The organism is Paenibacillus riograndensis SBR5 (genome assembly GCF_000981585.1).
In the GTDB taxonomy this organism is placed as follows: Bacteria; Bacillota; Bacilli; order Paenibacillales; family Paenibacillaceae; genus Paenibacillus_AQ; species Paenibacillus_AQ riograndensis.
In genome coordinates, this window is the sequence record NZ_LN831776.1 from 3683112 (window position 1) to 3699643 (window position 16532).

At 48.9% G+C, this 16532-nt stretch carries 16 protein-coding genes; 6 read left to right on the forward strand and 10 right to left on the reverse strand.

Annotation, left to right across the window (positions count from 1 at the left end):
- Positions 1–6: 6 nt before the first annotated feature.
- The 3 genes from PRIO_RS15295 to PRIO_RS15305 form a co-directional block, all read right to left on the reverse strand.
- Positions 7–258: a hypothetical protein gene (locus PRIO_RS15295; protein WP_020433259.1), complete on the reverse strand. Its 252-nt coding sequence runs from the start codon at positions 256–258 to the stop codon at positions 7–9.
- A 14-nt stretch (positions 259–272) separates the two neighbouring features.
- Positions 273–1274 (reverse strand): tryptophan--tRNA ligase, encoded by a 1002-nt coding sequence (gene trpS, locus PRIO_RS15300; protein ID WP_020433260.1) that lies wholly within the window; start codon positions 1272–1274, stop codon positions 273–275.
- Between the two features lie 532 nt (positions 1275–1806).
- Entirely contained in the window at positions 1807–3114 is a 1308-nt protein-coding gene (locus PRIO_RS15305) for a DUF5050 domain-containing protein (protein WP_020433261.1), read from the reverse strand.
- 448 nt (positions 3115–3562) lie between these two features.
- Between PRIO_RS15305 and PRIO_RS15310 the strand changes: the two genes are divergently transcribed.
- A complete protein-coding gene (locus tag PRIO_RS15310) occupies positions 3563–4555 on the forward strand; it encodes a discoidin domain-containing protein (protein WP_020433263.1) in 993 nt (330 codons plus the stop codon).
- Between the two features lie 57 nt (positions 4556–4612).
- Here the strand turns inward: PRIO_RS15310 and PRIO_RS15315 are convergent, their stop codons facing one another.
- The 4 genes from PRIO_RS15315 to PRIO_RS15330 all read right to left on the reverse strand — a co-directional run bounded on the left by PRIO_RS15315 (position 4613) and on the right by PRIO_RS15330 (position 9211).
- Complete coding sequence (locus tag PRIO_RS15315; protein ID WP_020433264.1) at positions 4613–5665, reverse strand: suppressor of fused domain protein; 1053 nt, start codon at positions 5663–5665, stop codon at positions 4613–4615.
- A 71-nt stretch (positions 5666–5736) separates the two neighbouring features.
- Positions 5737–6876, reverse strand: a complete 1140-nt coding sequence (locus tag PRIO_RS15320; RefSeq protein ID WP_020433265.1) for a toxic anion resistance protein — start codon at positions 6874–6876, stop codon at positions 5737–5739.
- Positions 6877–6905: 29 nt separating this feature from the next.
- Positions 6906–8594 (reverse strand): vWA domain-containing protein, encoded by a 1689-nt coding sequence (locus PRIO_RS15325; RefSeq protein ID WP_020433266.1) that lies wholly within the window; start codon positions 8592–8594, stop codon positions 6906–6908.
- Between the two features lie 14 nt (positions 8595–8608).
- Positions 8609–9211 (reverse strand): hypothetical protein, encoded by a 603-nt coding sequence (locus PRIO_RS15330; protein ID WP_231869904.1) that lies wholly within the window; start codon positions 9209–9211, stop codon positions 8609–8611.
- A 429-nt stretch (positions 9212–9640) separates the two neighbouring features.
- Here PRIO_RS15330 and PRIO_RS15335 point away from each other — a divergent pair, with 429 nt between their 5' ends.
- Together PRIO_RS15335 and PRIO_RS15340 are read left to right on the forward strand one after the other, a co-directional pair.
- A complete protein-coding gene (locus tag PRIO_RS15335) occupies positions 9641–10330 on the forward strand; it encodes a hypothetical protein (protein ID WP_020433268.1) in 690 nt (229 codons plus the stop codon).
- Positions 10331–10572: 242 nt separating this feature from the next.
- Positions 10573–11535 (forward strand): EamA family transporter, encoded by a 963-nt coding sequence (locus tag PRIO_RS15340; protein WP_020433269.1) that lies wholly within the window; start codon positions 10573–10575, stop codon positions 11533–11535.
- Between the two features lie 122 nt (positions 11536–11657).
- Here the strand turns inward: PRIO_RS15340 and PRIO_RS15345 are convergent, their stop codons facing one another.
- Positions 11658–12440, reverse strand: a complete 783-nt coding sequence (locus PRIO_RS15345; RefSeq protein ID WP_197545420.1) for an alpha/beta fold hydrolase — start codon at positions 12438–12440, stop codon at positions 11658–11660.
- A gap of 326 nt (positions 12441–12766) precedes the next feature.
- On the opposite strand from PRIO_RS15345, the gene PRIO_RS36400 reads away from it, so the two are divergent.
- The 3 genes from PRIO_RS36400 (at position 12767) to PRIO_RS15360 (ending at position 15335) form a co-directional block, all read left to right on the forward strand.
- Complete coding sequence (locus PRIO_RS36400; RefSeq protein ID WP_197545421.1) at positions 12767–13546, forward strand: hypothetical protein; 780 nt, start codon at positions 12767–12769, stop codon at positions 13544–13546.
- Positions 13547–13868: 322 nt separating this feature from the next.
- A complete protein-coding gene (locus PRIO_RS15355; RefSeq protein ID WP_046503300.1) occupies positions 13869–14603 on the forward strand; it encodes a helix-turn-helix domain-containing protein in 735 nt (244 codons plus the stop codon).
- A 90-nt stretch (positions 14604–14693) separates the two neighbouring features.
- Positions 14694–15335 (forward strand): hypothetical protein, encoded by a 642-nt coding sequence (locus PRIO_RS15360; protein WP_020433273.1) that lies wholly within the window; start codon positions 14694–14696, stop codon positions 15333–15335.
- A 52-nt stretch (positions 15336–15387) separates the two neighbouring features.
- Here PRIO_RS15360 and PRIO_RS15365 read toward each other — a convergent pair whose 3' ends face one another.
- Positions 15388–15765: a PilZ domain-containing protein gene (locus PRIO_RS15365; protein ID WP_020433274.1), complete on the reverse strand. Its 378-nt coding sequence runs from the start codon at positions 15763–15765 to the stop codon at positions 15388–15390.
- A gap of 119 nt (positions 15766–15884) precedes the next feature.
- Positions 15885–16403: a DinB family protein gene (locus PRIO_RS15370; protein WP_020433275.1), complete on the reverse strand. Its 519-nt coding sequence runs from the start codon at positions 16401–16403 to the stop codon at positions 15885–15887.
- Between the last annotated feature and the right edge of the window lie 129 nt (positions 16404–16532).

A 16532-nucleotide genomic window follows, 5' to 3' on the forward strand; every position in this document is an offset into this window, starting at 1 on the left:
GTTCGTTCAAACAACGAATGCCAGTATCCGATTCAGCCGAACGACTTCTGCCGGAGCGATCTTCAAGGTATGCAGCTCATCGCCTGATCCGCCATAAATATAGTCCATCGACAGCAGGCGGTTATCCAACGCAGCTTTTGTGAGATCAAAGTATTGCTTGGCATCCAAGGCACTCCGGATGGGAGTCTCATGGGCAATCCGCTCGCAGTCGCAGTTGTTCTCTTGTAAAAATACGGCGAGCCCCGGCAGAGTCAGCATCAGAGGACACCACTTTACATAGCTGAGGGGCTGAAATAATCGAGCTTCATCGCTTCACGGACTTCCTGCATCGTCTCTTTGGCGATCCCCTGGGCGTGCTTTGTTCCGGTGATCAGTATTTCGTCCACGAGCTGCGGCCGCGCGGCATAATAGGCCCGGCGCTCACGCATGGGCGCAATCAGCTGCTCCAATGCCATAGTGATGCGCTCCTTACAGGCTGAGCAGCCCATAGTTCCGCGTTCACAGCCTTCGCGTATCTCGGGAAGATGTTCCGGCTGGAAGGCGCCGTGATAAGCATAAATCGGGCAAATCTCCGGGTGTCCCGGATCATTTTTATGCACACGGGCGGGGTCTGTGACCGCTCTTTTTATTTTATAGGCGATATCCTCCGCAGTAGAATCAAGTGCGATGGCATTGCCCAGACTTTTACTCATCTTCGCATTTCCGTCTGTACCTACAAGCCTTGGGGTATTGCTGATCAAAGCCTGGGGTTCTGCCAGTATAGGCTGGTACAGCTCGTTGAAACGGCGCACAATTTTGCGGGCCAGCTCCAGATGCGGCAGCTGATCGTCTCCCACAGGAATAATCGTTGCCTTGCAGAAGGTGATGTCTGCAGCCTGGCTGACCGGATACCCCAGGAACCCGTAATACAGTTCGTCCAGTCCCCGTCCTTTGGCTTCTGCCTTAATCGTAGGATTGTGGCGCAACGAATTGACGGATACGAACATCGAGAAATATATAGTCAGCTCAGCGATTTCGGGAATCATCGATTGTATAAAGATGGTGGACTTCTCCGGGTCAATCCCTGCGGATAAATAATCAAGGGTCATTTCGCGGATGTGGCTGCGGATCAAGTCCTTTTGTTCAAAGTGGGTCGTCAGCGCCTGGACATCGGCCAGAAATACAAAGGATTCATACTCCTCCTGTAAAAGCACCCGATTCTGCAGACTGCCGACATAATGGCCAAGGTGGAGCTTTCCGGTGACCCGGTCTCCTGTCAAAACACGTTCTGTCATAAGTGAACATCCTCCTAAATTCGTTGTATGCCTTCCTGAGAAGCTTGTGAAATTGAGCTGTGAACCGCCGCCACCAACCATCCTCCATGGCCATCACCCCCTTAAAAACAAAATAACCCCGTCCGATAAGGACGAGGTTGTCACTGTGCCACCTTAAATGACCGTTAAACTGCACACAAGTGCAGACTTTCCAGCCTTCGCATTACGGTGCGGAGATGCTGTAACTCATCATCCCGAGACCGTTCCCGTGATAACGGCGGGATTCCCGGCATTTCCCTACTACACCCTCTATGGGTGGTTCGGAAAAGCAACTCCAAAGGCCATTCGAGCATATCCCGGACACCGGTTCACAGCAACCACCGGCTCTCTGCAAGTCCAAGCGTAATATGTCTACTTACCCTTTTTCAGCGTTGTTCTGTTATATGGGGAATATTACCTTATGAAGCCGGGTTCGTCAAGGATGAAAAAAGCCGAAGCTTCATTCGAAGCTCCGGCTGACGGGGTGTTATGTGTTATGTGGACTTGGATGACTTTAGTTGCTGGAAATGGTATAAATCTCAGTCACAGGTCCATCAGAGAGCTTTAGCTTCGTTTTGCCGTCGGCGCTCATCTTATAAAGGCACTCGTTATCCTCTCCGTTAAAATAGTAAATGCCTGTTGCACTTTCATAGATAGCGCTGTTATCCCAAGTCACGCCGTTCAATTTGGTTAAGGTGAGATCTGCATTCAGAGCGAAAGTTCCGCTTGCTGCAAAAAGCACGACTTGGCCAGCGGCTGTGCCATTCTGTACCTTAAACAGATTCGTCACATTCGTTAATGCGATCGGTTTCGTGCTGGTTACTTTACCGTTTGCTACAGTGCTGATGGAGGCTTTTCCATTGCCATCGACATAGGCAATTTTGTTTCCGCCCATTTCGGTAAGACCAACAATCCCAGTCTGGCTCAGTTGAAAAATCTTTCCGGATTTATCAATTGCATACCCTTTGCTCTTGGAGTATACGTAATTATCATCGTCATCTACCGTGATGCCTTTATTGTAAATATAGTAGTCATTGGTCCAAAAACCTGAGTAGGTAGCGTTCGCATCCAGCGGGTTTTTGGCATTTACTGCTTTGGGATTTCCGCCGTTCAGCGGAAGGGTGTACAGAACCATGGAGTTAAGGGAGTAATAAGTTTCTGCCGGCTTAATATCGACCATTACAGAGGTTCCTGTAGGAGTTGAATAGATATAATCAGAAGATGGAATGGCGCCTTGGGCAATAAATTGCACGTTTCCGCTGCCGTCCCGGGACTTCGAGGCTGCCCAGGTATTGGTTCCATTCTTCAATACATTATAGTAAATGCGCCCATTTACCACAAAGAATCCGGGGAATTCCGTATCTGCATTATTGGCGATTTGCTTGATCTGGCTGTCATCTGCCGCATTGGCCGGTGAGCGGTAGATCACGCCTTTATCATCCAGGAAATACAGGTAATCTCCCTCAATCTGGTAAAACAATATGTTCTTATCCCCTGCAAAGCTGCTGATCAGTGCATTATTTTCCGTCAAAGACAGGCGCTGCAGTTTGGATAAGTCATCACTTTCAAAAAAATACAAGTATTTGCTTGTTGCCTCCAAATAGTCTCCCGAGAAATTCTCGGAGAGCTTCTGGGCAGTCCCGCCAGCGGTCGGTACACGGTATAAAGCATCTTCCGAGTTGTAATAAACATACCCATTCCCGGCAGCAGCTGCCGAAGCATGCGGAGTCATCTTTCCTGACCCTAGAACTGCGCCGCCAATCAATACACCTGCAAGCAGCGTAAGCCCTATTCTTGTGATTAACCTTTGAATCTTCTTCATTTGACGACTCCTCTGTAGATGATATGGTGGAACTAAAACAATACCTAATAAAGATATCGGATTTGGGAGTGGAAAATATATGAAGCGAAAGAACCATTATTTTATGCTCGTACTAATTGCTTTGTGTATTTGGAAAGAGCCGAAAGACATGCATAATTATGCAAATGCAAAAATGCCCCAAAAGCTGTAAATCAAAGCCCAAGGGGGGGATAACCGCTAAGCTTGCGGCAGGCTGTAAGGCCTGATCAAGAACCGGAAGGGATTTGCTGCAGGTTGTCGAATCTTTATTTCTTTGAGAAAAGAAACGAGGATGGCGATGAACATTCGAAAACAAATGATTTTTAAAGTCTTGATTACTGTAGTAGCGTTTTATTCCCTTTTCAACTTCAGTTTGTATGCGGCGTCTCCAGCTGCCGGTTCATTAAGTCAGTCTTACGGAGGTGAGTGGGTGGACAAAGCATTTGTTGAATCCGAGGATCTTGACGGTACGCTCAATCTTACCTTTGACAAGAATACGGGCAAGGCTGCTTTGGAGTATTCAGTCTGGGATGACTCAGAAAACTACAGCTTTCAATCGGCTGGACCGATTACAGTGGAAGAACAGAAACCCGTGAAATTCAAGTATACATATCTGGACTATAGCGGCCATGAAAATCCAAAGACCGTTCAAGGCGAGGGGATCATCGAATTCAAATCCGGCACAATCAACCTACGAATGGGGGTGCTTCCCTCCGAAATGAACAAGATTTTTGCTCAGCAGCGGATTTTTATTCGTGATCCTTACGCGAACCGGGTTCCGAAGCTTGAGGCGGCTTTGGAGGTTGTATCCCAATACTGCAAATGCAAAGAGTCCAATCTGGTGGAATTCACATACCCTGCGGCAGACAATGAAAGCCAAAAAAGTTGGATTGCTTATGTGAGTGTATATGTAAGGGGGATCTTTTTGACCGAATATAAAGTAAATCTGCACACCTATAAGGCAACAGAAATCAAGGATGCATGGTCGGAAGCCTATCATTTTGCCGACAAAATGGAGGTGTCAAAAATTACGGCATCCTCCACCTTGCCAAAATCTAAGGCAGGCTCCTATACTGCAAGTCAAATCATCGACGGTGATACGGCCACTTGCTGGTGCGAAGGGGTGAAGGGGAGCGGAATCGGACAAAGCTTCACCGTTAGCTTCCCCAAAAAGACTAAAGTCAGCAGCTTTAAAATTTTGCCGGGCTATGGAAAGTCTGTCTCCGCCTACCTCGAAAACAACAGTGTGCGCAAAGCAAAAATAACCTTCTCTGACGGAAGCTCCTTCATTGCTGATTTTACGAAGGAAACTGCATTAGAACTGCCAAAAGATAAAGTAACAACCAGCATTACGTTCACTATATTAGAAGTCACTCCAGGCTCTAAGTATGACGACACTTGTGTCTCGGAATTTGCCGTTTAATTACGATATAAGAGTCGATTCATTATGCTAAGGAGATCTATCAATCTAACAAGCTGTTCAGCCAATCGTCTTGACGATTGTTCCTTCACTGTCAGTAATATGCGTGGGAACGATCCGTATTGCCAGCTCCGGCCAGCCGGGAAGTGGATACAGTCCTGCTGACGGCCGGAAAATTTCTGAAAGAGCTGCTCCGGCAGCCTCATCCAGCTTAAGGATGACCAGTTCTTCGCGAATTTCGAAGCCGGGCGTGTCGCCAGTCTCGAAGCTGACCGAGATCTCAGGACCGGCCAAGGTTAGGGTGCGCCCCTTAAGCAGTCTGCCCCGCAGCAGTTTTCCGACGATTTCGGCTTGCTTAGCTCCCAGCTGCAAGGTATGGACAGAACCCTCTGCCGGGTTCTCCCAAGCCAACTGGTCCACATACAAGGCTCCCGTGTTGGAACCTTCGTTCTCGCTGCCCAGCCGTACAGCCTCAGCGATTGCCGGCAGCTTCAGCAGTGAATCCCGCTGCAGATCGGTCATATACAGCGGAAGGTGTTCCGTCATTTCCGCCAGGACGCCAAGGGTGTTCCAGACCTGCATAGCCAGCAGTTCGTCGTTAGTAATGCCCACCAGCTGTATGAACTCTAGCCTTCCATTAGGAGTGTCTATTGCCCGCAGCAGCGGGTCAGCAATAAAAGCCAGCGCGGTCAGCAGCGTATCCGCTTCGAGGGCGATGGGGCCATTGGCATCCATGTAATCCCCGGAACGGAACACGTTGCCGCTGTTAAACACATAACGGCCCAGGTTCTGCAGCAGATTCAGCGCCCAGGCCGGAGGCTCATCCTCGGTCGCGGGCTTGAACAGCCGGAAGGTCAGCTCAAAACCGTAGCCGCTGTGCTCAGGATCATCCGACTCTTTTTCATAGAGCTCCGAGAAGCCATAGGTTACAAAATGCCAATGCGGAAGGGGTTCCCGTACTTCGTATACGCTGATTCCGTTCAGCGGATCCGGCCCACCAAGCATGTAGGGTATCACGGTCCCGTAATGCTTCTGCTCCTGTTCTCCATAGAGCTGCTCCAGGGCTTCATCTATGGCCGCCCAGCCGTCTGCATTCAATTCTTCTTCGCTCATATGATTTCCCTCCCAGAATGTGGTCGGGAACTAGTTTATCATGTTAGATTCGCAGACTCAAATGGATGGTGCTAGAGTCCCAGCGCATTGCCCCGCTCCAGTCTTTGGATCTGCTGCTCGCCATTGTCGGCCAGTTCGCGGAACTGGTTGATGGTCTCGCGCATTCTGGGGAGCGCCTCCTGCTTGTAGGTGCTGATGGAGTCGAGGGCGGACAGCACGTCGCTGAAGGCCTGCTTCAGTGTGTCCGGTGAAATGGCAGTTTCCATCGACTGCTTTTGAATCGCTGCGCCTTGCTCCTTGAGCATTCTGGAGGTGCCGCTGATCAGGTTGTCTGTCGTTTGATTGAGCAGCTCGATCTTTTTCAGGACGATTTGCTGGTTATAGAGTGCGCTTGCGACTGTGACGGAGATTTTGAGTGCAGATACAGTGACATTCCTCGCCCGGTCCACGCCCCGGATCAGCTCTTTGTTATTTCTGATTACGACTTCGATAGCCATGATTCCCTGCTGATTGACCACCAGCATCTGCTGCAGATCCATGACCCGCTGGCGGAGAGGGAAGAGGACCTCCTCGGTAATGAAGCGGATTTTGTCCTCGGACTCACTGCGCACCTTGGCCGCTTCAATCTGCTGCCCGATTTCCTGGTCCATCAGCATGCCGAGCTGGATTTCTTTCTGCAGCTTTTTGGTAAGCTCCCGCAGGGTCTGCTGTTCAATCTCAAGCGTGGTGTTGTCATTCTTCAGGACCGATTTGCCTTTGTCCAGGGACAGGATGATCTCGGAAATAACGGCATCGGCTTTTTGGTATTTGGCAAAATACGTGCGGAGCGGGTTGAAGAATCTGCCCAGAATTCCGGTTTTGGCAAAATCGACGGCACTCGGGTCCAGATCCTTAAGCTGCATGTGCAGCTCCGTCAATCCCTTGGCGACCTGGCCGCCTTCATCGCCTGTTTTGGACAAATGGCCAACGGATACCTGGAGCAGGGCGTTCTTCTCGGAAGAGGAGCGCATGGTATTCATGCCGAAGCTGTCAATGGACTGCAGCACGGATCTCCGTTTTTCCAGTGAGTCCATATCCATCTCCAGAATGCTTGCCACATTGCTCGCGGCCAGCTCCTTCAGCTGTGTGACTTCTGCGGGCTCCGGTTTTACCTGTTCCTCTATCACCGCTTTGAGCGTTTCCCGGCTGGGAATTTCCATGGTAAATGACATAATCAAACCTCCTCGAATGGTAGCCCTAGCTACATCTGCACGTTAAGCAGATTGCCGATTTTGTACACGACATCGTCCGTATCCGCATTGATATTTGCCGCCTCATTAATGCTTGAAATGCTCTCCAGCGCCTTGATGTTCGCATTGTAGCCTATTGTGTAGACCGGGATTTTATACGTCTCGATCAGGCCTCTGATCTCATCCAGCGAATGGCCTTCATTCGTTTCACCGTCGCTCAGGACGAAGATCAGCGGCTTAACGCCGGGATTTGCGGCCAGCTGGTCCTGAAGCATTTTCATAGCCACAATCATTCCGTCAAAAGTGGCGGTGCCCCCGGCAGCCTGCAGGCTGTTAATCGCCCCAACGAACATCGACTGCTGGTTGGTGTCATACTTGGCGATGGGCAGGTTAATCGTGACTTCACTGGAGTAGGACACAAAACCGATGCTGTTGTCCTTACCTAAAAACTTCTGACCTTTGAGCAGCGACTCCTTCAGATGATTAAGCGGTTCCCCGGCCATGCTTCCCGAGATATCGGCGACGAATACGGCTGCAATCGGCTTGCTGCCATCCTTTTTCTCCTTCCAGAGTTTCTGGGCTGAAGTGAGAAGGGTCCCTTCCACGGGAGCAGCCTCGGAGACGTAGTCATCAAGGCCGTTGAAGCCTTTATCCGCAGCCAGCTTCTGGTACTGGTCCTGCTCTGCAAATTCGGCAAATTTATGGAGGATGTCTTCTTTCTCCCGGGGCAGATTCCCCAGCGCATAGAGCGGGCTGTCATGGCGCACTCCAAAGGGAGTGAATACATAGCCGCTTTTCAGGTCAGGCGCATTGACATAGGTCTGATATTCCAGCACAAAGGCATCCAGTGCGCCCGTCTTCGCAGCATCCCGCATTTGCAGCGTGGTTGATGCAATGAACGGGACATTCGCCTGAAAGCGCTCAAAGCCCTGTACCGCCTTATCGCTGAGCAGATCCGAGCTGTCAAACGTGCCAAGTGCAGTCACCAGAAAATTCAGTCCGGTAGAGCTGGCGAACGGGTCGGTGTAGCCCATGGACAGCTCATTGCCCGCGATGGCATCGGTGATGGTCTTGACATTCAGCGAGCCGTATTTGCCAACCAGCTCATCATACTTTTTCTTGTTGGTTACCACACCTGCTACATTGCCGGTCATCCGCTTCGTGATTAGCTCCGCAGGCGTGCCGCTTGCCTTGACCATTTCTCCCCACAGCTCGTTGGAAGGCGTGAACGCATCCGGAATATACTTCCCTGACCGTATGTAGTCAGTGGCCGTCCCGGAGGCGATATTGCGGATTCGGACGGAAACCTGCTTGCCGCCGATCATGATCCTGGCATCATTGAAAGCTGCGGCCACTTCGTTCAGCCAGCCGTCATTCCCCGTGCCGGATTTCTCGGTGGAGGAGAAGATTTCCACGAAGCTGTCCGTTGTATTATCGACGGAAACCGGAAATTTGGCGATGTCCGGCAGCGATCCGCCGATATCAGCGGGGTCCAGATCAATTTGGCCTTTTACTGTATCTGCAACCGTTACATCAATTTCCTTGTAGAGCTTGTTCAGCTTCCTGCCGGCGTCTTCCGCAGAGATTTCCTTATCCGATTTGCCCAGATTTGAGGTCAGTGTGATTCCGAAATAGATCAGTGCAAATACGGATGCTGCAATCACAACGAGTATGATCCCTTTTTTTCCTTTTTCGGCCATGCGCATCTTCCTTTCTAGTTCTGGTATAGCTTCGTCTGCCCAATGAGGGCGCTGAGTTCCTTCATGCAGGGCATTTCTTCAATGGCTGTGTAGTCTGTACTGTCCAGCTGGGAAATTTCCAGCAGCAGCTGATCCAGCTTGAGCAGGATTTCTTCATTGGCTCCCAAATAACCCGTCACGTGGGCAAAATATTCGTTATACAGCCCGGTTTTCCTGTGCACCAGCGCATCGGAGAAGGACTTCGGCTTCTGCCGGTTGGTGAACAACGTGAATTCGGAAGCATCGAAAATGCTGAGCTTGCTAAGAATTCCGCGCAGATTCAGATAAAAGAGCTTTTCAACTTCGGTGATGACCGACAGGAACTTCCGGTAGCTTAACTCTGCAGGTTCAAAACGCTCCCCCAGCACTTGCAGCAAGGTGGATTTTTTCTTCTCGATTCGCTCCAATTGGTCCAGAGCAAGCAGCACATCCTTTTTGAGTGCCTTTACATTCCGGTATTTACTCAGACTGGCTATATAATCTTCCTGATTTTCCAGATGGCGGACAGAAGGGGCGGCAGGTGTTTTGAAGAGGAGGGTGTAGCTTCCATACAGCACGACAAGCAAACTAACGATCAACAAGGTAACGCCAGATGCAGTCTCTAACGCATTTCCACCAGTGATTTCAAGGCCGAGCAGCCCGGGGGACAGAACGGCTATGTTCAGCAGCGCAATTCCGGCAATGAGTCCTAACAGCTTAACAGGTCCAGAACGGTTCAGGATTTACACCTCCTCTGCGGGTATATTTTGACAAGGCGGCTTTGGATTCATTTTACCGTTTTGCTTCATTTTATCAGAGAAGAGAAGGTTTGGCTCCGAAATATTACCAATCAGCCCGGAGAGGAATGGTATAATAAGACACCGGGTACCTTTTGTTACGGGATCAGACCTGACATGTTTCAATTAAAATCATTATGTGGCAGCATGATAAGCCGCTTCGCTGATGAACGTATAGCTTATCAATCGTATATGATCAGGAAACATAACAATGAACGGGGAGGAAATATAATGAAGCCTTGGACACTTACAAAACTGCCTGATCCGGAAAATCTGCGCAGACAGATGATACTGCTGGCGGTGATGGACGTTATTTGCTGCGAGGAGGAGTGGCTGCGCGTGCATCGTTACGACCCTGACTTTCAGCCGGGAGTGCAGCTTGGCATTGTCGAGAATGGAGCCGGGGATCATCTGTACGTACTATTTACGGCGGATGGTTGCGTGATTAAAGGATTTGACCATGAATCTCCACTCAGTCCGCACGCGCAGGATGAATATAAGGTTTGGCCCGGGATGTATGAGGGATTACCAGACAACCTGCAATCAGCCCTGCGCAGCAGCGGTGATACACTTGAAACAGAAGATGTAACTTTTTGTGTGTGGCAAGAGAACGGCAGTCCGGAGTGGATGTGCGGGGAATGGAGAGAGCTGGACCGTAAGGACAAAAGGCAAGCGGAGAGTGGAGGGGCCGATTTCCTGCTCAGCTATCTTTATGAGACACCTGAAGACTACATAGAATGGGCGATGGTTTACTTCAGCGGACTTCAGCAATTGCCGCTTGGGGCTGTCCGTGATCTATTTGGCGGTGGTCCGGTGACGGATGACCTGATTGCAGCAATAAATCCGCAGCGCGATAGGCCGCAGGCCTTTAAGGAGCTGAAGAAGCTGCTAGAGCTTCTAAATCAAAATACACAAATTTAAAGAAATTAAAGATTGACAGCAGCTTACTTGCCATGTAACATATGTACAGTCGTTATGCGTACAATTACATACTGTTCTCGTATAACCTCGCAGCCGTCAGGCGTCAACAGGGCGAGGGTTTCTACAGGAAGCCTATTCTTCCTAACTACGATGACAAGGGCCATGCATTATGGTCCTCGTCCCCGGAGTTAGGATTATTTGCGTGCAATGGCTTATTCAAGTGATTCAGGAGGTATATTTAAATGAAAGATTTGAAATATTTGTTATCAGTATTAGCAGGTGCCATGAGCTACGGCATATTATCCACCATCGTCGTCTTGGCATACGGAGAGGGGTACCAGCTTGGGGAAGTGGTCGGTACGCAGCTGTTGACCGGCTGCATTCTGGCCTGGCTGCTGGCCTTATATACAAAAGTTAGACAGACGCGCAAACAGCGCAGCCAAGGCGTCACACCTGCTGCTGCGCGGCAGGCATCACCGGCTCTTACCTGGAAGCAGAGAATTATGCTCATGCTGGCAGGAGCGCCAACGGTTGTAACAGGCCTGGTCTATTACCAGTCACTGCGGTATATTCCGGCTTCTCTGGCCATCATCCTGCTGTTCCAGTTCACCTGGATCAGCGTGCTGATTCAGGCCATCAGCAAACGCCAGCGCCCCGATAAGGTGACGCTGCTGACCTTGCTGCTGCTTTTTGGCGGAACTCTGCTCGCGGCAGGAATCTTAGAGAAGGGCGCATCGCATTTCAACGTTCTTGGGCTGACGCTTGGGCTGTTGTCTGCAGTAAGCTATTCCATGTTCATTATCTTCAGCGGCAAAGCCGTTCCTTCAGCGCATCCGGCCTACCGGAGTGCCTGGATGGTTACCGGCGGTCTGCTGCTGTTATGCATTCTCTTTCCGCCGTATTTCCTCTTTAACGGTCTTTTGTGGGGACAGCTGCTGCTGTTTGGGTTCTTACTGGGGTTATTTGGGGCATTTATTCCCCCGGTTTTGTTTGCGATTGGGGTCCCGCATATCGGCGGGGGCATGGCGGGCATTCTCGGTGCTGCTGAGCTGCCTGTTGCCGTATTGCTGTCCTCCTTCGTACTGCATGAGCAGGTAAGCGGGCTGCAGTGGATCGGAGTTGTCCTGGTGCTGCTCGGAGTGGTGCTGCCCGAGCTGTATAAGCTCCGGTGGCGGATGGCTGACACCCCAGCTTCTCAGACGTAGTGTCTGACAATATAGCTTAATGAATCTAATACACAGCGTGTACCGGAAACAACGGTTCGCGCTGTTTCGCTTATATAGACATCTCAGTTGTTTCTCGAACTGAGGGTCTGGCACCCTGGTTCTTATATGAGCCTCAAGCCGTCCAAAAACAAATCCATACAGGTATAAAACTCTTCCTTGTTGCCCAGATGCACGTTATGGTCGGGATGGGATATTTCATAGGCGTGACAATTGGGGAGCAAGGACTGCATCTTCATGTAATCAGCATCCGGGAGACCTTCACTGTTCTTTGCACGGATCAGCAGTACGGGACACTTGATACTTGGCAAAAGAGAATACCAGTTCACGTAGTAAGCGATGTTTGCGGCAATGGCCTGCGGACTGAACATCATTTCATAGCCTTCGGGAGTTTCGATCAGACTGTTTATGAAATACTGATAGCTCAGCTCCGAAACCATAGCCCCGCGAATGTAATGCTTGGCTTCGCATAAACTGCTGAAAGGCAGCGGCCAGTCTTTAGTAACCGGATCAACAGCTGGGATCTGTTCCAATGAAACCGGGTTCCGCTCATCAGGACCGTTGGCAGACTTGTCCAGTATAGCTAATGCCTGTATGTATTCGGGATGGAGGGCTGCCATATATCCGGCAACCCCGCCACCCATGGAATGGCCTACGATGATCACGGACTCCAGATTCAAATGAATGATCAGCTCTTTAATGTCTTCCGCCATTTCCTCAGCCGTATAATTCGAGACGGGTTTGCTGCTGAGGCCATGCCCCCGTTGATCCGGAGCAATAACTCTGAATTGCTTGCCATATTGATGAATGAAGTCCACCCAGGTTTCTGCCCGTCCCCATCTGCCATGAAGGCATAGAACCGCCGGGCCTTCTGTTTTTGTGTCCATATAGAACATATCTATATGTGTTAGCTTTGCAATACTTCTATGGATCTTGACGTGCGGGCTGTCTTGCTGCTGAATTGTGCTGCTCATCATGCACCTCCGTAATTTGAAATATCAGGATTAAGTATAGCAGAATTCGCGGGAAGGGAACATATGTTTGACCCCCGGATCTCGGAATTTCTGGAGAACAAATTATGACGTCTGATTGGCTGGAATGATCAATTCGACTAGGTTATTCCTCCTTTTGTTAGTATTATATGTTTGTAGTGTTGGAGGTTCTTGGCTCAGGATTTACTAGAAAACCTGCTATTGAGAATGGGGAGAGGGATATGAATGGAGAACTGCATCAGTTGTTATTGATTACAGCATTGGGCAATGGAAATCTGATGAGTGGAGCGGATGCATCTAATAATGAACTGGAGCATACCGGTTTTTTAGATGTACGCTTCCTTGCGGAAGGAGGCGGGCAGAGCCGGAACTGGCCGGAGTGGCTTGCAGAGCTGAAAAACAACGGCTGCCAGCGGCTGATGTTAAACGGTACGGCTTCAACAGCTGCCTGGAACAGCAGCGGGTTTAGCGGCAATGGAGCACCAGGTGGAGTTACCTCACTCGGAGCCTGCGGGGAATCTCTCTGGAAGGCTGAGTGGCGGATGGATCGGTACCGTTCGCGTACGAAATGGAAAGTTACCTATACTGAACAGAAGATTGCCGACGGACAGCAGGGTTCCCGCGAGTTCCTACCTTTGGCTGATTTATCGGGGCATTTGGAAGAAGTGCTGCGTGAGATTGGAGCTTTGGCCGATGGGATCGGGGAGCAGTTCTGGACGTATAATTTTTTTGAACCTGCCAGGGACATTCTGAAGGGACAAGCTCCCGTAGCTCAGCCGCCGTTCCATTTACCGGCCGTTTACAAGGATCAGGCGCGCATTCTGCTGAACGCGGTCTACAAAGCCTGGGTATTCGGGGGCATGGGCTCCTGGAATGACAATCCCCCGTACTCCGCCTACTTACATGAGCGGGAGCAGGACTATACTTTACTGTCTGCCCGGTTATACGAAACACTGGTGCAATGCGCACGGGGGGCGGTCAATTCCGTGGTGCTGCTTTGAGAACAAACGAGGCATACGACGCTTTTGGCGATAGGACAGTTCAGAGGTCATGGAAAAATAGTCTAAAAGTAATATTTAATAGAAATCAGGGATTTCCAGAACTTATTTCATGGACTTAATGACCCGATATTTAGGTGGATATTTCCTGGTTGATGACTAAATGAGTCTGACAGAGATGCTGAATATGCCAAAAGTCGTATGTTCAAAGTTATATATGTACAAAGCAATATTCATAAAATTTAATTTTTCCATTAGTGGATCCGATAATTATAAAAAATCCGCCTTAATCTGGATCAGTTTTAATGGAAGGAGAAATAGAGTAATGATTACAACCATCGATGCATCTAGCCGGCTTGATAAAGAAGACTACTTGTTATCGAATATGCAGCAATCTAACCGGTCAAGCGCTCCGAATCAACTGTTAATTGAAGTTTTTCAGGACTGTATATTCAATATTAAGGACCATCTTTCCGGTACATTTTTATTTCTTCTTACAGATGAGGAGGGCGTTCTTCTTGCGATGGATTACAGCCGTAATCTGGAAGCCATTGTCAGCCAATCTCCAATCCGTTTGGGAATGTATTTTTCGGAAAATAGTTGTGGTGTTAATGCGATTTCAGAGGCCATTGCGAAGGGCTGTCCCGTGTATTTACCGCCTGAAGACCATGAAAGCCCCCTTTTTCAGAATTGGCATTGTTTTTCGGTCCCCTTAAATGTTGGAAATGAGACGTTAGGTTACCTTGATGTTTCAACGATTAATGCCGATATGAAAAGCGAACTGATCGCAATCGCCAAGCTGATTCCGGCCGATATGATGATCAGTTACCAGGGCCAGCTCGCTAACCAGGCTGCTGAACAGCTTTCCAAGCCGCTGAGTGAGCGGCAATTACTAGTTCTTGAACTGATTTCTCAAGGGCTGACTGGAAAAGCGATTGCCTCCAAACTAAAAATAAAAGAGTGCACAGTGAACCACCATAAAAAAATCATTTTTGAAAAATTAGGGGTTCAATCCAGCTCGGAAGCAGTTTCAGTTGCCTCCCGCATGTTTTTGTTGTAGCTTCCCTATAGTTTTATATAGGTGGAAATGTTAACATTACATGTTAAACTTTTCTGGTGTTTACAAAGAGAGAATCATCAGGAGGGTATTATGAAGAAGAAAATTGGTTTGTTATCAATGGCAATGCTGTTAATGCTAATGTTGGTTACAGCATGCGGAGGGAAAGACAAAGAGGTCAGCTTAGGTGTGACTGAAAGTGGTACTTATACGAATGACTATTTCGGTTTGTCCCTTAAATTCCCCAAAGAATGGGTGTATCAGGACGCAGACCAAATGATGAAGCTTATGGAGGCAGGACAGGAAGTTGTTGCCGGAGGCAATAAAGCCAAGAGTAAAATGCTTGATCTGGCAAAGACCAAAACCCTTAACCTGCTGATGGCTTCGGAATTTCCGTTAGACTCAGGTAAAAACGGGCCTTCCGCTATCGCTGTTGCCGAGAAGGTAAGCATGCTCCAAGGGATTAAAAACGGCAAGGACTACCTGGAATCTTCGAAAAAGCTGATGGTAGACAGCAAGCTTCCTTATAAATTCGAAGACATCAAGACGGTTAAAGTCGGCGGTAAAGATATGGACCTGATGAAGGCTTCGATCGATGCTGGAGCCGGGGTAGTCAACCAGGAATATTACAGCACGATCATTGACGGGTATGCATTCAACCTTATTCTTACATACGTAGATGAGAAGTCAAAGGCTGAAACGGATAAGATCGTGGAATCTCTATCGTTTAAATAAGAATAAAAAAAGGAGTATTCCCATTGAGGGAATGCTCCTTTTTTGCTGACAATCAACGAACCAATATCTTGCCTTCCCCGGCCAGCCTGCGCAGTACGCTTGGAAGACGGTCGCGGTCCTCTTCAGGAATATCCAATTGAATACCGTAATGAAAAGTGCCATTCTGCTCTTTGTTCCATTTCAAGGTTCCTTCTATGTACATAGACTCTGAGGCTAGGACCATCTCCATGCCGACACGTACCAGGTTAGTTTCAGGATTAACATTCAGAGGAAATGCCAAATGGCACCCCGAACGGCTAATGTCATACAGTACGGCACTGACGGGTTTTGGAGGAACCGGAATTCCGTTAATCGTAAGGATATGAAGATCAAAGGTGGCAGGTTCTTTAAGGGTGTATCGAAAAGGTTCGGTTCTGCGGTTATTATTCATATGGCCCTCCATACTTTTCCATGTGTATTCTAAATTTATCGACAGGAAAGGGGGAGAAATGAAGAGCCAAAAAAAGCCTGGAACAATGAATGTCCCAGACCTTTTGCGTCCAAATAAAATTACTGGCTTAACGTGTACAGGTAAAAGCCGTAGTCTGTCGGCGTCCCAGGATGCCCCATTTGCCGGAGCATGGCGGTTATATTTCCCCGGTGGTACGTTCCGTGGTTAACCATGTGCTGGAGATAATCCAGGCATCTGCCTTGAAAAGCTCCAGACGGATAAACGACTTCGATGTCATCCAGCTCACCGGTGAAAATCCGAAACTGCTCCGCCAGATTATCCAGCATCTGCTCCAGCTCTTCTATGCGTTTTCCTTTGGTTGAAGCCACTAAGGAATCAATATTTTCTTTTAACTGCGATAAATATTCAGCCGACATGTCCGTAACACCGCCGGCTCTGAAGAATGACAGCCAGCCGTGATCAATCACATAAATATGAACCATAGCATCATAGATTGTCGGAAATACACTATCAATATTCTTCTGGTATACCTCTTCAGTCAGCTCCTGTAAATATCTGCACACCTTGCGGTTCGCCCATACATGATATTCGAACTGCTGCCTAATATATTGCTTCACAACGTTTTCCCCTTCCGGATGGAGAAGCGCGCAGTTTAAGGGCAATTATGCGCCAAGCCCCTTATTAGTTTGCCCGGAGTTCACTGTAGTTTTCATTTGAAACGCCTCCTATACCATAATTGATCCTAT